We start from the raw sequence: 15,897 nt of genomic DNA on the forward strand, positions 1-15,897 counted from the left end.
GTCGGTGGCACCACCGAAAGCCGAAGCCCGGGAGAGCGGCCAGGTGCCGCGAGGATCTGGGGGCAGGGACCGGGGAGCCGGGGGGCGCAAGCCAGCCGGAGACCTGGAACCGAACGGGACGGCCCCGAGAAGTCGACCGGTTTAGGCCGGGAGGCTACTCGGGGCCTCCTCCTTTTCTGCGGCCTCTTCTACAGCCCTTAGCGGTTCTTCCTTTCGGCCTCACTAGGGTGGCGCCGTGAGCTCACCTACTGTCGCCCTCTTGCACGGACTGGCCGGTTCGGCCCGGCGAACTTGGGGGGACAACGCCTGGTTCGACCTTCTGGCCGACGCCGGCCGAGAGGTGGTCGGGGTCGACCTGATGGGCCACGGCGCCGCGCCCAAGCCCCACCATCCCGAGGGCTACGCCGATTTCGAGCAGCACGTGATCGACCACTTCCCCGAAGAAGCCATAGACGCCATCGGGTTCTCGCTGGGGGCCTACACCCTGTTGTCCATCGCCTCCAAGATCCCGGAGCGGTTTCACAGGCTGGTGGTGGCCGGGGTGGGCAAGAACCTGTTCGAGCGCGACGAGAACCACAGTCGCATGATCCTGGAGGCGGTCACCGGCGAGCCCGACCCCGAGAACCCCGAAGCCCTCCACTTCTCCACCCTGGCCGATGATCCCGAGGCCGACCGGGAGGCCCTGGCCGCCCTGATGGCCAGCCGCACCGCCTTCGACACCAACTGCCTGGCCGATGTGGCCGTGCCCACCCTGGTGGTGGTGGGCGACAAGGACTTCGCCCACCCCGCCGACCAACTGGCAGAGGCCCTCCCCGACGCCCGCCTCGTCGTCCTCCGAGGCGTCGACCACTTCGCCACCCCCAAATCATTCGATTTCATCGACGCCGCCCTCGATTTTCTCGATGCCCAGCCCTTCTAGGATCAGCGCAACTGTTGGGCGGTGGGCACCAGAGGTGCGGGCAAGAGGGTGTCGCCGGTCAGGTACTGGTCCACGGCGGCGGCGCAGGCCCGGCCCTCGGCGATGGCCCACACGATGAGGCTCTGGCCCCGGCCCATGTCACCGGCGGCGAAGACGCCGGGCACGGTGGTCATCCAATTGCCGTCGCGGGCCACGTTGCCCCGGTCGGTGATCTCCACCCCCAGGCCGTCGAGCAAGCCTCCGGTTTCGGGTCCGGTGAATCCGAGGGCCAAGAGCACCAAGTCGGCTTGAAACTCCCTCTCGGTGCCCTCGATCGGGTTGAAGCTCATGCGGCCGCCCTCGAATGACTGCTGCACGTCCACGGTGTGCAGCGCCTCCACCTTGCCGCCCGAGCCGGTGAACTTCACGGTGTTGATGGCGAAGATCTGAGTGCCGCCCTCCTCATGGGCCGACGACGATCGGTACATGAGCGGCCATGTAGGCCAAGGGGTGGCGCCGGCCCGCTCGTCGGGTGGTCGGGGCATGATCTCGAACTGGTGGATCGACGCTGCTCCGTGGCGGTGGGCGGTGCCCAGGCAATCGGCGCCGGTGTCTCCCCCGCCGATGATGATCACATGCTTGCCCGCGGCCGAGAACGGGTGCTCTGACAAGTCGCCCTCCTGCACCCGGTTGGCCGGGGGCAGGTACTCCATGGCCTGGTAGATGCCCTTCAGCTCCCGGCCCGTAATGGGCAAGTCCCGCCACTGGGTGGCCCCGCCGGCCAGCACCACCGCGTCGTGCTGATCGGTCAGCTCCGCGGCGCCCATGTCGACGCCCACATGTACTCCCGTCTTGAACACCGTGCCCTCGGCCTCCATCTGGGCCAGCCTGCGGTCCAGATGGCGCTTTTCCATCTTGAACTCGGGGATGCCGTAGCGCAGCAGCCCCCCGACGCGGTCGGCCCGCTCGAACACCACCACGTCGTGGCCCGCCCGGGTGAGCTGCTGGGCGGCGGCCAGCCCGGCCGGCCCCGACCCCACCACCGCCACCGATCGGCCGGTGCGGTCGTCGCACACCACCGGGGTGATCCACCCCTCCTCCCAGGCCCGGTCCACGATCTCCACCTCGACCTGCTTGATGGTCACCGGATCCTCGTTTATGCCCAGCACGCAGGCCGCCTCGCACGGCGCGGGGCACAACCGCCCGGTGAACTCGGGGAAGTTGTTGGTGGCGTGGAGCCGCTCAATGGCCTCCCGCCAATGGTCCCGGTACACCAGGTCGTTCCAGTCGGGGATCAGGTTCCCCAGCGGGCAGCCGTTGTTGCAGAACGGAATGCCGCAGTCCATACAGCGCGACGCCTGGGTGCGCACCGACTCGGCGTCGAATTCCTTGTAGACCTCATGCCAGTCCTTGATCCTCACCGGCACGGCGCGCCGCGCCGGAAGCGTCCGACCGTGCTTGATGAACCCCCGGATATCACCCATGGGCGGCCATCCTTGAGCCTGGATCGGGCACCGGGCCGGCATCGGTCTTCGAATGCTGCCTACCCATGGGCGGCCGCCATGATGGCTGCTCCGGCGTCGGTCCCGGTTCGCTCGGCCTCGGCCACCGCACTCAGCACCCGCTTGTAGTCCTTGGGCATCACCTTCACGAACTGGTCGGCTTCGGTGGCCCAGTTGGCCAGGATGCGCTCGGCCACCGTCGAGTTGGTGTTCACCATGTGCAGGCTGATGCGGTCTCTCAGCCACTCCCGGTCGCTGTCGTCCAGGGTCTCTAGGTCCACCATCTCCCCGTTCACCTTGGGGGGGAACACACCGTCGGGGTCGTACACAAAAGCGACGCCCCCCGACATGCCCGCGCCGAAATTGCGCCCGGTGGGGCCGAGCACCACCGCCCGCCCCCCGGTCATGTACTCGCAGCCGTGATCGCCCACACCCTCCACAACCGCGACGGCCCCGGAGTTGCGGACGCAGAACCGCTCCCCCACCAGCCCCCGCAAGAACAGTTCGCCGCTAGTGGCGCCGTAGCCGATCACGTTGCCGGCGATCACGTTCTCCTCGGGCGCGAACCGGGCCTGGGGGAAGGTGGTAACGACGATGCGCCCGCCCGACAGGCCCTTGCCCACGTAGTCGTTGGCGTCTCCGGTGAGCTTCATGGTGATGCCCCGGGGCAGAAACGCCCCGAAGCTGTTGCCGGCCGACCCGGTGAAGTTGATGCGGATGGTGTCGTCGGGCAGGCCGCCGGCCCCCCACTTGGCGGTCACGTTGAAGCCCAGCATGGTGCCCACCGTGCGGTTCACGTTGCCGATGGGCAGGTCGATCTCCACCGGGTGCCCGTCCTCCAAGGCGGCTTCGGCCATGGCGATGAGCTGCTGGTCGAGCGCCCGGTCGAGGCCGTGATCCTGGGGCTGGGTGCAGTGCCGGCTGGCATCGGGGTCGATATCGGGGGCGTACAAGATGGGCGACAGGTCGAGCCCCGACGCCTTCCAGTGGTCCACCGCGTCGCTCATGTCGAGGCACTCCACCTGCCCTATGGCCTCGGCCAGGGTTCGGAAGCCGAGCATGGCCAGGATCTCCCGCACCTCTTCGGCGATGTACTCCATGAAGTTGATGACGAACTCGGGCTGGCCGGTGAACTTCTTGCGAAGCTCGGGATCCTGGGTGGCCACCCCCACCGGGCAGGTGTCCAGGTGGCAGACCCGCATCATCACGCACCCCATCACCACCAGCGGGGCGGTGGCGAATCCGAACTCCTCGGCGCCCAACAGCGCGGCGATCATCACGTCGCGGCCGGTCTTCAGCTGGCCGTCGGTCTGCACCACGATCCGGTCTCGGAGCCGGTTCAACAGCAGCGTCTGCTGGGTCTCGGCCAAGCCCAGCTCCCAGGGGGTGCCGGCGTGCTTGATGGAGGTGAGCGGCGAGGCCCCGGTGCCGCCGTCGTGGCCTGAGATGAGCACCACATCGGCATGGGCCTTGGAAACCCCGGCGGCCACCGTGCCCACTCCCAACTCCGACACCAGCTTCACGTGGATGCGGGCGGTGGGATTGGCGTTCTTCAGGTCGTGGATGAGCTGGGCCAGATCCTCGATGGAGTAGATGTCGTGGTGGGGCGGCGGGGAGATGAGTCCCACGCCGGGGGTGGAATAGCGGACCTCGGCGATCCACGGCCACACCTTGTGGCCGGGAAGCTGTCCGCCCTCTCCCGGCTTGGCCCCCTGGGCCATCTTGATCTGGATGTCGTCGCTGTTCACCAGGTATTCGCTGGTCACCCCGAACCGTCCCGAGGCGGCCTGCTTGATGGCCGACCGGCGCAGGTCGCCGTTGGCGTCGGGCGCATAGCGGCGAGGATCCTCGCCCCCCTCGCCGGTGTTCGACTTGCCGCCGATGCGGTTCATGGCGATGGCCAGGGTCTCGTGGGCCTCGGCCGAGATCGATCCGTACGACATGGCCCCCGTGGAGAACCGGGTGACGATGGCCGACACCGGCTCCACCTCCTCGATGGGGATCGGCGCCCGCTCCCCGGTGCGGAACCGGAACAGCCCCCGCAGGGTGGCCAGGCGCTCCGACTGGGCGTCCACCTTCTCGGTGTACTGCTTGAAGATGTCGTAGCGGCGCTGGTGAGTGGCGTGCTGGAGCTTGAACACCGTCTCGGGGTTGAACAGGTGGTACTCGCCCTCCCGTCGCCACTGGTACTCCCCTCCCCCTTCCAGGGTGCGGTGGGCCCGCTCGTCGGGGTTCTCGGGGAAGGCGATGCGGTGCCGCAGCCTGACCTCTTCGGCAAGCTGCGGAAAGCCGATGCCGCCGAGGCGGCTGACCGTGCCTGTGAAGCACTCACCGATGATCGGGTGCCCCAAGCCGATGGCCTCGAAGATCTGCGCTCCCACGTACGACTTCACCGTGGAGATGCCCATCTTGGACATGACTTTGAGCACGCCCTTGTCGCAGGCCTTGATGTAGTTGCGGTGGGCCAGGGCCTTGTCGTCGTTGGGCGAGAAGCCGCAGAGCCCCTCGTCGATCATCTGGTCGATGGTCTCGAACGCCAGATACGGGTTGACGGCGGTGGCCCCGTAGGCCAGCAGCAGGCAGATGTGGTGTACCTCGCGGGCATCGCCGGTCTCCACCACCACCCCCACCCGGGTGCGGGTCTTCTCTCGGACCAGATGATGGTGTACCGAGGCGGTGGCCAGAAGCGACGGGATCGGGGCCGAGTCGGGGCCGGCGCCCCGATCCGACAGCACGATGATGTTCTTGCCCGCCTCGATAGCCCGGCTCACCTGCTCGCGGATGCGCTGGATGGCCAGACGCAGCCCCGGCCCGCCGTCGTTCGCCGCGTACAGGCACGGGACCACCTCGGCGTGCCAGTGGTCGTGGCCGCCGGGCCCGTCCACCTCCACCAGGTTGGCCAGGTGCTGGTCGGTGATCACCGGGTGGGGGGTAAAGATCTGGCGGCACGATTCGGGCCGGGGATCCAGCAGGTTGCCCTCGGGGCCCAGCCAGCCGCAGGTGGCCGTGATGATCTCCTCTCGGATGGCGTCCAGCGGCGGGTTGGTCACCTGGGCGAAAAGCTGCTGGAAGTAGTCATACAGCAGGCGGGACCTATTGGACAGAACGGCCACCGGCGTGTCGGTGCCCATCGAGCCCAGAGCTTCCTTTCCATCTCGGGCCATGGGGGCCAGAAGCATTTTCAGCTCCTCGTGGGTGTAGCCGAACATCTTCTGGCGCACCAGCAGCGGAGTGTCCTCGGGCTCGGGCAGGGGACGCTCGGCCAGATCGTCCAGATCGACCTGGTTGTCGGCCAGCCACTGGCCGTAGGGGTGGGCTGAGGCCAGCTTTGCCTTGATCTCGGCATCGCGCACGATCCGGCCCTCGGAGGTGTCGATCAAGAACATCCGGCCCGGTTGCAGGCGGCCCTTCTCCACGATGGCGGCCGGGTCGACGTCCATCACCCCCACCTCAGAGGCCATGATCACCAGATCGTCGTCGGTCACCCAGTAGCGGGAGGGGCGCAGGCCGTTGCGGTCGAGCACCGCTCCGATCAGGGTGCCGTCGCTGAACACGATGTCGGCCGGGCCGTCCCACGGCTCCATCAGCGAGGCGTAGTAGCGGTAGAAGGCCCGCAGCTCCGGTGGCATCGACTCGTGGTTCTCCCACGGCTCGGGGATCATCATGAGCACCGCATGGGGCAGCGAGTAGCCCCCCATGTACAGGAGCTCCAGCACTTGGTCGAAGCTCGCGGTGTCGCTCACCCCCTCGGCGCACACCGGGAACAGCCGCTCCAAGTCGCCGGGCAGATGGGGCGAGTCCAGCAGGGCCTCCCGGGTCCGCATCCAGTTGCGGTTGCCCTGCACGGTGTTTATCTCGCCGTTGTGGGAGATGAAGCGGTAGGGATGGGCCAGCGACCACGACGGGAAGGTGTTGGTGGAGAAGCGGGAGTGGATCATGGCCAGGGCGCTGGTCACCCGGGTGTCGCTCAAATCGGCGTAGAACTCGCCGAGCTGCGGGGTGGTGAGCATCCCCTTGTAGACGATGGTCCGATTGGAGAGGCTGGCGAAGTAGCCGTAGGTCAGCTTGCGGGCCTTGGACCCCAGCGCGCCGGTGTCGGCCTGATCATCGGTCTCGTAGGTCACCTCGTTGCGGATGCGGGTGCGAACGATGTAGGCCCGCCGCATGAGCCCGTCGGCGTCGAGGCCGTCGCCGGTGTAGAACGGCTGCCAGAACGACGGCATGGTGGCCAGCGCGCCGGCCCCCAGATCATCGGGACAGGTGGGCACCTGCCGCCACCCCAAAGGAGTTAGCCCCTCCTCAACCGCGATCTGGTCCATGGCCACCCGGGCCCCGGCCGCAGCATCGGGGGCATCGGGCAGAAACCCGATGCCGGTGGCGTAGTGGCCCGCCGGGGGCAGATCGAAGTCGCACATCTGGCGGTAGAAGTCGTCGGGCACCTGGATCAGCAGGCCCGCCCCGTCGCCGGTGTTCACCTCTGCGCCCAGCGCCCCCCGGTGCTGGAGGTTGCACAGGGCGCCGAAGCCACCGGAGACGATCTCGTGGCGCGCCCGGCCATTCAGATCCACCAGAAACCCGACCCCGCATCCATCGTGCTCGTTTCGAGGGTCGTAGAGGCCCTGGAGGGGTGGCAGATCGGGAATCTGCGGCCGGTTCCTCATCGCGTCCTTTCCAGCGTGTTTGGGGTGCGCGCTTAGACGACATTGGCCAGCGGCAGGGCCATAATTTTACTGCCGGAGCCTGCCGCCCTACCAAGTCTGTTGCGTGCCGCAGGGGGTAGAGGTGCATGATTGCAGGGTGAATTCGCCTGTTGAAGATGAGGTTGGAGTGGCTGGAGATAGCCAAAATGTCGGCGTAGCCGGGCTCATTTCCTTTATCGACGCCTGTCCGACGCCCTTTCATGTGGTGGAGCGGGCTGCCGCCTTGCTGGCGGAGGCCGGATTCACCCCGATGGACGAGGCCGCCGACTGGTCCGACGCCTCCGGGTGCCGATACCTGTGCCGGGGCGGCAGTCTGGTGGCATGGCGCCACCGCACTTGCGAGGCGGGCTTCCGCATCATCGGCGCCCACACCGACAGCCCCAACCTGCGGGTCACTCCCCGGCCCGACATCGGCACGGCCGGATTCCGCCAACTGGGGGTAGAGGTATACGGCGGTGCGCTTTTGAACAGCTGGCTCGACCGCGACCTCGGGGTGGCCGGCCGGGTGGCCACCACAGAGGGCACCCGGCTGTTCTGCATCAACCAGCCCGTGCTCCGGGTGCCCCAACTCGCCATCCACCTCGACCGGGAGGTGAACCAGAAGGGTCTGCTGCTCAACCCCCAAACCCATTTGGTGCCGCTGTGGGGACTCGGCCCGCGCGCGGTTGGCGAGTTCGCCGAGGTGGTTGCCCAAGCCGCCGGGCTTGACCCCATGGAGGTTATGGCCTGGGACGCCATGCTCCACGATCTCGCTCCCCCCACAATCGGCGGCATAAACGGCGAGTTCCTATTCGCCCCCCGCATCGACAACCAGGCGTCGTGCTGGGCGGGGCTCCAAGCAATGCTGGCCGCCCCGGCCGATGCCGTCCCCAGCGCGGTGCTGTGCCTGTTCGACCACGAGGAGGTGGGCAGCACCTCGCCCCAGGGGGCTATGTCCACCCTGTTGCCCGGGGTGCTGGAGCGGATAGCCGGCAGCCGCCAGGCCCTGCACCCCGCTCTGGCCAAATCGCTGTGCGTGTCGGCCAACGGCGCCCACGCCACCCACCCCAACTTTGCCGAGCGCCACGAGCCCGACCATCCCGTCACCATCGGCGGCGGCCCGGTGATCAAGCGCAACGCCAACCTGCGCTACGCCACCGATGCGGTGGGCGAGGCCGTGTTCTCCGCCGCCTGCCAGCAGGCCGAGGTTGCCCAACAGGTGTACATCCATCGCGGCGACATGCCCTGCGGGAGCACCATCGGGCCGTTTGCCGCCGCCACCACCGGGGTCACCACCATCGACGCCGGCATCCCCCAGCTCTCCATGCACTCGGCCCGCGAGATGTGCGGCGTTCAAGACCCGGTCGACTTCGCGCTGGCCCTGGGCGCTTTTCTCCGCAGCGCTTCTTGATCTTCCCCCGACTGGCCCCGGCCAGGCCCTCAGCGCCGCAGCCTCACCCGGGGCAATCGGGCAAGACCACAGTGCTGGAACTGTCGGCCTCTCCTCAGCGTCGTAGCTTCACTCGAGAAACCCGCCGGGCCCGCTCGTAGGCCGACACCACTACTAAGAAGACGGCAAAGAACTCCAGGCGGCCGATGAGCATGAGCGCCATCACAACCCCTCGGGCCGGACGGGTGAAGACCAGGAAATTAGACGTCGGCCCGGCTTCGCCCAGAGCCGGTCCCATGTTGCTCAACGCGCTGATGGCCGCCGACGAGGAGGTGATCAGGTCATGGCCCAGCGCGGCCAGCACCATGGTGGCCGCCAGCGCGGACAACGCGTAGAGGGCCACCAGACCCGCCACCCGCTGAAGCACCGGCTCGGATACTGCCGCTTGACCCAGCTTGACCCTGGCCACTACCTGAGGGTGCTTCACCCGCAACAGCCCCACCCGCATGTACTTTGCCATCACCTGGGCTCGCAGCACCTTCAGCCCTCCGGCGGTGCTCCCCGTCATGCCCCCCATCACCATCAACGGCAGCAACAGGGCTTGAGCACCCGGCGTCCAAGCCGCGAAATCACCCCCCGGATTGGCGTCGGAGGCGTTGCCGAAACCGCTGCTGGTGCTCAGAGCGACCGCGGAGAAGATCCCGTTGCGGAAGCTGTTGGACAAATCGGTCAGGTCGTTCACCCAATTGAGCAGTGATGTAGAGACCGTAGCCACCGCGATTACCAAGAGATAGGTGCGGAACTCCGAAGACCTCCCATAAGCCCGGGGATTGCCCGACACGGCCCGCCAGTGAAGGGTGAAGCTCACCCCGCACACCAGCATTCCGACGATAATCACGGCCTCCACCGCCATGCTGTCGAAGTGGCCGACGGAGCTGTCGTATGGCGAGAAGCCCCCGGTGCCGGCGATGGTGAAGGCGTGGGCCACCGCGTCGTACAGGCTGAGTCTGGCGATCATCAGGGCTGCCGCCACCGCCACGGTGATGCCGCCGTAGAGCGCCCACAGCCGCCGGGCAGTGGAGCTCACGCGGGGCGCCAGTCGGTCCGAGGTAGGCCCAGGAGCCTCCGCGGTGATAAGGCTCAGCCCGCCGACGCCCAAGAACGGCAGAATGGTCACCGCCAGCACTACCATGCCCATGCCGCCGTACCACTGCATGATCTGGCGCCACATGAGCACGCCCCGGCCCGTCCCCTCAATGGGACTCAGTACCGTGGCGCCGGTGGCAGTGATGCCCGACACCGCTTCGAAAAGGGCGTTGTCGAAGCTGCCCAGCTCCCCGGAGAACCACAGCGGCAAAGCGGCGAAAAACGACGAGCCGATCCACGTCCATGCCACCGCCGCGAACACCGAGGCCGGAGGCATGTCCTGGTCGAGACGGGTAAAGGCCACCAACAGCATTCCCGCGGCCAGCGTCACCAGCGCCCCCAAACCCAGGGCCACCTCGTTGTCCGACGTCGACGACCCCCACTCCACCAGGGTGGAGAAGAGCATCCCCGGCACCAGGAATAACAGGCCTAGCCCCACCACGAACCCCACCCGACTGGTGACGGTCCAAGGCCGATCCGCTAGCAGCCGGTGTACAGCCCGCTTGGCGGTCATCCTCGCTCGCCGGGTCCTGGCCAGCGCAGAGGTCATAGCCGAGCACTCATTGTCTCAGCCTCATCCGCTGAACCCCGCCCACGCCCCAGCCGACCACCACCACTACCGGGTAGATCGACAGCCGTCCGAGGAACATCAGCGCCATCAGCACCGCCCGGGCCGGGGCGGCCAGCGCGGTGGCGTCGGCAAACCCCGACAGTTCGCCCAGCCCGGGCCCTGCGGTGGCCAGCGCGGAGATCGAACCCGACATCGCGGTGGGCAGATCGCCTCCCAGCGAGGCGATGCCGAAAACCCCCACCGCCGCGGCCAGCACCCACAGAATCTGGAAGTTGTGTACCCGGGTGAGCGACCCTGCCGACACCACCGCCCCCGACACCTTCACCGGCACCACCGCCCGAGGATGCAGTTGCAACACCAACTCCCGCCGCACGATGCCCAAGATCTGGATGACTCGGAGCAGCCGGAAACCGCCCCCGGCCGAGCCGGCCATCGACCCCACCCCGATGAGCAGAAGCAGCAGGGTCTGGGGCGCCGTCACCCAGCCGCCCCAGTCGGTAACCCGGAAACCGGTGGTGCTCATGGCCGACGTGACGGTGAAGAACGACTGTCGGATGGTGTCGGCGCCCCCGCCGGCGTCTCGCCAGGTCCAGGCGGCCACAAGCGTTGTCGACACCAGCGTCAATGCGGCATAGACCTTCAACTCCGTCGATCGCCACAGCGCCCTGACCTGTCCCCGCGCCAACCACACCAGCGCGGCCACCGACATGCCGGCCAGCCCCATCGCCCAAGCTCCCACCCACTCGACAGCCGCCGAGTCGAAGTGGGCGAACGAGTCCCGGTAGTTGGCGAACCCGCCGGTAGAGGCGGTGGCCAGCCCGAAGGTTGCGGCATCGAACGGGCCCATGCCGGCTGCGGCGTAGGCCGCGATCACCGCCGCGGTGAACCCCACATAGGCCAGCGCCACCCGGCGGGTGGTGTGCGACCATGTGCTCGACAGCACCGCCCGTCTCCCCCGCCCCTCAGCCACCTCGCTCAGCCGCCGCTGGCCTCCGAATGTGGGCACCACCACCAGCGCGAACGCCAAAGCGCCTGCGCCCCCCAGCCACTGGGTGGTGGCCCGCCACGACAAAAGCCAGGCAGGCAGCGCCTCGGGGTCTAACACGGTGAGCGATGTGGTGGTGAACCCGGCCACAGACTCGAAGAGGGCATCGTCGGCGCGGCCCACCTCTCCGGAGGCCAGATAGACAATGGCTGAGACCACCACCAAGGCGGCCGCAGTGGCCACCACGGTGGTCAGGACCCTGACCGCGGAGCGATGCCAGGGGAAGCGAACCCGCAACGGGTCGCTCATGGGGGGCTCACCCGAACAGGCGCTTCACTTCGTCCACCGTGTCGGGACGGGCAAGGGTCATGGATCTCACCCGAAGAAGCGCTTCACTTCGTCGACGGTGTCCGGGCGGGCGAAAACCACTATGTGGTCGCGGCCTCGGAGCTCGCTGCGGCCTCGGCCGATCTGGGCCTTGCCGTCGCGCACGTATGCGCCGATGAGTACGTCTTTGGGCAAGCCCATTTCCTTGACCTCCGCGCCGTCGGCCGGGGAGCCCTGCTTCACTTCTGCTTCGATGATCTCGAAGTCGCCCGACAGGTAGGTGGCCACCTGGGCCACCTCGCCCCGCACATAGCGCAGCACGCCGTTGGCGCTGGCCGTGCGGGGCGATAGGGCCACGTCGATCCCCACATCCCGCAACAGCGTGCGCAGTGCCAGGTTGTGGAGCACGGCGATGGTTTCGCTGGCCCCCATCGACTTGGCGTACAGGCAGGCCAAGATATTGGCGTCGTCCTTGCCGGTGAGGGCGATAACCGCGTCGAAGCTGCCGACGCCCTCAGACTCCAGGAGCTCGGCGTCGGTGATGTCGCCGTGGATAACCAGGACGCCGTCCAAGTCTTCGCTGAGCTCTTGGGCCCGCTCCAGACTGCGCTCGATGAGAACCACCTCGGCGTGGCGCTCCGCCAGGCGACGGCCCACGATCTCCGCCGTCCGACCCCCGCCCAGAAGCATCACCCGGCGGTGGGTGCCCGGCGCCAGGCCCAGCAGCGGGAGCAGTGTGCGCCGGGCTCGCCGCTTGCAAACCACCCGCAGAAGGTCGCCGGGCGTCAAGGTGGTGTCGGCCCGGGGTATCTGGGTCTCGCCCTTGCGGGTGAGCACCGCCACCAGGAAATTCCAGTCAGGCTCGTATTCCTCGGCGATGTCGGCCAGCCGGCGGTTGGCCCAGGGCGCGTCGGCGGTGAGCTTGGCCCCCACCACCACCACCTCGCCCTCGGCCATCACGGTCACGTCGGTAGCCCCCGGATACGACAACAGGTCCAAAATCTCGTGGGCAGTCTCCTCGTCGGGGTCGATGATGGTGTCGGCCTGCATTGCCTCCCGCAGCTCCTGGGCATCCTTCTCCCGCAGGTTGCGGGCCTGGATGCGGGCGATGGTGCGCTCCACCCCGTGCTGCTTGGCCAGCAAGCAGGCCACCAGGTTCACCTCGTCGTGGGCGGTGACGGCCACCAGCAGGTCGGCCTTGCGGATGCCCGCCTCGCGGAGAATGTGGGGGTGGGTGCCGCTCCCCTCGACAGCCAACACGTCCAGTTCTTCAGCCAAGTTGTGCAGTTTCTTGGCGTTTACCTCCACCACCGACACCGTGTTTCCCGCCTCGCTCAGTATCTGAGCGACGTAGGAGCCCACTTCGCCGGCACCCACTACCACTATGCGCACTGCTTCATCCTTGCTGAAAATCCGGGTGGGTGCGAGCAATCCCGACGGTCGAGGGCTTCGCCGACCATTAAATCCGGGACTGGCGGGGCATCAGGAGCAGTGTTGCTGACTCCACTTGTGCTTCGCCGACCATCAAATCCGGGATCGGCGAGACAGAGCAGAGCTGAACACCCTCACCCGTTGCTCGGTGACCACCGCGTCCATGGTCACGTCGCCGGGATGGGAAGGCACCGCATCCACCATCTGAGACTCGAAGGCCAGCCCCACTACCAGCGGTTTCGCCGGACGGGGGCCGTTCAGCAAGAAGGCCAGCGCTCGGTCGTAATACCCCTGGCCCCGGCCGGCCCGGCGGCCGGCGGCGTCGAACACCACAAGCGGGGCCAGCACCACATCCAACTCCCGGGCCGAGACCAGCTCATGGGCGCCGAGGGCGGGCTCGGGAATCCCATAGCGATTGTGCACCATGGGGGTGTCGGGGCCCGCGGGGGCGAACTGCATGGGAGCGGGGTCGCGCAGAACCGGCAAGTACACGTCTATTCCCCGAACGCGGCAGGCGGTTACCAGCGGCGCCGGGTCGAGTTCGCCGTCGTCGGTCACCGAGGCCGCCACCCGCTGCACACCGTCCAGCCAGCCAAGCGACGTCACCGCGTTGCACACCGCTCGCGCCGCACCCTGGGGATCGGGAAACGAGCGCCGGGCCTCCCGGGCTTCAGTCCGCAACCGGCTGAGGCTGACCACCGATCCAGATTACCGCCAGTGCCGCGAAATCTGTCATCCCAAATGGCAACCTTGGCAGGGCATATTGCCGATGGCTAACTTCGCCTAGTCAGCTCATACCGGGGCGGCGCCGATCGCGCCGTCTCAACACGGTGAAGGTTCCACCTCACCAGACACACAGGGGGTCAATGTGGACGCCGTTCCGTATCTTGCCGGACTGAGCGCGATCTTGGCGCTCGCACTCGCTTATCTCTTCTACAGGCTCGTGAAGTCCGCCCCGCCGGGCAACGACCGGATGGTCTATCTCATGAATGAGATCCAGGCCGGGGCCCGGGCCTTTCTCAAGCAGGAGTACACCTGGGTGGCCGGGTTTGTGGTGATAATGGCAATCCTCATTCCCGTGCTCACCGGGGTGGAGCTCACCTTCATCAGCTACATCCTGGGCGCGGTGCTCTCGGCCGGCGCCGGGTACGTGGGCATGACGGTGGCCACCATGGCCAACGCCCGCACCACCCAAGCCGCTACCGAGGGGCCGGCCAAAGCCCTGCCGCTGGCCTTCCGGGGCGGCGCGGTCATGGGCTTCTCCGTGGCCGGGCTGAGCCTTCTGGGCCTGGCCTTCACCTACCTGTTGTTTGTGGAGTGGCTCAGCGTGGACGACCCGTTTGAGATATTCACCGCCTTCGGACTGGGGGCCAGTTCCATTGCCCTGTTCTCCCGAGTGGGCGGCGGCATCTACACCAAGGCCGCCGACGTGGGCGCCGACCTGGTGGGCAAGGTCGAGGCCGGCATCCCCGAGGACGACCCCCGCAACCCGGCGACCATCGCCGACAACGTGGGCGACAACGTGGGCGACGTGGCCGGGATGGGCGCCGACCTGTTCGAGAGCTACAGCGGCTCGATCATCGCCCCCATCGCCCTTACTGCCTTTTCTTTCGCGGTGGCCGGGGGCGAGGCCACCGGCAGCGATATCGGCCTGGCCCAGCTCATGTTCCCGCTGGCGGTGGCGTTTGTGGGGATGCTTGCCGCCATAATCGGCTCCTTCGCGGTGCGGGGCAGCGCCCGCGCCGACGTGAAGAGCCTGTCGCGCCAGCTCCACATGGGCACCAACGTGGCCATGGGCCTCACCGTCGTCGGCACCATCTTGATCGGGCTGTGGTTCTTCACCGGAGATGATTTCGACGGCTGGTGGGGCCTGCCCATTTCCGTAATCGGGGGACTGGCGGTGGGCTGGGCCATCGGCAAGGTGGCCGAGATCTGGACCAGCGATCACTACGCCCCGGTCAAGAAGATCGCCCAGCAATCCGAGACCGGCCCGGCCACCACGGTGCTGTCGGGCATCAGCGCGGGCATGGTGTCGGTGGCCGCTTCGGTGATCCTCATCGGCGCCGGGGTGCTGGTGGCCTACTGGGGCGGCCAGCAGACGCTGGGCGACACCTCTGCCGCGGGCATCTACGGCATCGCGGTGGCCGCCATCGGCATGCTGGCCACCACCGGCGTGGTCGTTTCGGTGGACGCTTACGGCCCCATAGCCGACAATGCTGGCGGCATTGCCGAAATGGCCGAGCTCGACCCCAAGGTGCGGGAGGTGACCGACGCCCTCGACTCGCTGGGCAACACCACCGCCGCCATCGCCAAGGGATTCGCGGTGGGCTCTGCGGCCCTGACCGCTCTGGCCCTGTTCAAGACCTTCGAAGTGGCCCTTCGGCTAGAGGATCCCAATTTCGTTCTTTCGCTGGATGTGGGTCAGGTGGACGTATTCATCGGCCTGTTCCTGGGGGCGATGCTTCCGTTCTTGTTCGCGGCCCTGACCATCGACGCGGTGGGCCGGGCGGCCAACAAGATGATCGAAGAGGTACGCCGCCAGTTCCGGGAGATTCCCGGCCTGAGAGAGGGCGCTGAAGGGGTCAACCCCGACTCGGCCCGTTGTGTGGCCATCTCCACCCAGGCCTCCCTGAGGGAGATGTTGGTGCCCGGCGCCTTGGCCGTGGCTGTGCCGCTCGTTATCGGTTTCATCGACGTGGACACGCTGGGCGGCTTTTTGGCCGGTGCTCTGGTGACTGGTTTCGCCCTGGCCATCTTCATGGCCAACGCCGGCGGCGCGTGGGACAACGCCAAGAAGTACATCGAGGCCGGCGCCCACGGCGGCAAGGGCTCGGAGCCCCACAAAGCTGCCGTGGTGGGCGACACCGTGGGCGACCCGTTCAAGGACACCTCCGGGCCGTCCATGAACATCCTCATCAAAGTCATGACCATCGTGTCGCTGGTGTTCGCCTCGGCATTCGTCTAGACC

At 67.5% G+C, this 15,897-nt stretch carries 9 protein-coding genes; 3 read left to right on the top strand and 6 right to left on the bottom strand.

Going from position 1 to position 15,897, the window contains the following annotated elements:
* Positions 1-235 precede the first annotated feature (235 nt).
* The gene (locus ACOGXA_RS02330; protein WP_419925674.1) at positions 236-919 is read left to right on the top strand and encodes an alpha/beta fold hydrolase; all 684 of its coding nucleotides are present in this window, start codon (positions 236-238) and stop codon (positions 917-919) included.
* 2 nt (positions 920-921) lie between these two features.
* Here ACOGXA_RS02330 and ACOGXA_RS02335 read toward each other — a convergent pair whose 3' ends face one another.
* Both ACOGXA_RS02335 and gltB read right to left on the bottom strand, forming a co-directional pair.
* Positions 922-2,382 carry a glutamate synthase subunit beta gene (locus ACOGXA_RS02335; RefSeq protein WP_419925675.1) on the bottom strand — a complete coding sequence of 487 codons (1,461 nt, stop codon included), beginning with the start codon at positions 2,380-2,382 and terminating at the stop codon, positions 922-924.
* Positions 2,383-2,441: 59 nt separating this feature from the next.
* Positions 2,442-7,061, bottom strand: coding sequence for a glutamate synthase large subunit (gene gltB / locus ACOGXA_RS02340; protein ID WP_419925676.1), 4,620 nt, complete (start codon positions 7,059-7,061; stop codon positions 2,442-2,444).
* Between the two features lie 166 nt (positions 7,062-7,227).
* Here gltB and ACOGXA_RS02345 point away from each other — a divergent pair, with 166 nt between their 5' ends.
* Positions 7,228-8,490 carry a M18 family aminopeptidase gene (locus ACOGXA_RS02345; RefSeq protein ID WP_419925677.1) on the top strand — a complete coding sequence of 421 codons (1,263 nt, stop codon included), beginning with the start codon at positions 7,228-7,230 and terminating at the stop codon, positions 8,488-8,490.
* Between the two features lie 94 nt (positions 8,491-8,584).
* Here the strand turns inward: ACOGXA_RS02345 and ACOGXA_RS02350 are convergent, their stop codons facing one another.
* The 4 genes from ACOGXA_RS02350 to ACOGXA_RS02365 all read right to left on the bottom strand — a co-directional run bounded on the left by ACOGXA_RS02350 (position 8,585) and on the right by ACOGXA_RS02365 (position 13,628).
* The gene (locus ACOGXA_RS02350; RefSeq protein WP_419925678.1) at positions 8,585-10,165 is read right to left on the bottom strand and encodes a TrkH family potassium uptake protein; all 1,581 of its coding nucleotides are present in this window, start codon (positions 10,163-10,165) and stop codon (positions 8,585-8,587) included.
* Between the two features lie 10 nt (positions 10,166-10,175).
* Positions 10,176-11,480, bottom strand: a complete 1,305-nt coding sequence (locus ACOGXA_RS02355; protein WP_419925679.1) for a TrkH family potassium uptake protein — start codon at positions 11,478-11,480, stop codon at positions 10,176-10,178.
* 66 nt (positions 11,481-11,546) lie between these two features.
* Complete coding sequence (trkA, locus tag ACOGXA_RS02360) at positions 11,547-12,890, bottom strand: Trk system potassium transporter TrkA (protein ID WP_419925680.1); 1,344 nt, start codon at positions 12,888-12,890, stop codon at positions 11,547-11,549.
* A 132-nt stretch (positions 12,891-13,022) separates the two neighbouring features.
* Positions 13,023-13,628, bottom strand: a complete 606-nt coding sequence (locus ACOGXA_RS02365; RefSeq protein ID WP_419925681.1) for a 5-formyltetrahydrofolate cyclo-ligase — start codon at positions 13,626-13,628, stop codon at positions 13,023-13,025.
* A gap of 169 nt (positions 13,629-13,797) precedes the next feature.
* On the opposite strand from ACOGXA_RS02365, the gene ACOGXA_RS02370 reads away from it, so the two are divergent.
* Positions 13,798-15,894, top strand: coding sequence for a sodium-translocating pyrophosphatase (locus tag ACOGXA_RS02370; RefSeq protein WP_419925682.1), 2,097 nt, complete (start codon positions 13,798-13,800; stop codon positions 15,892-15,894).
* Positions 15,895-15,897: the final 3 nt, after the last annotated feature.

The sequence above is a fragment of the Candidatus Poriferisocius sp. genome (assembly GCF_965208475.1).
GTDB lineage: Bacteria > Actinomycetota > Acidimicrobiia > Acidimicrobiales > Bin134 > Poriferisocius.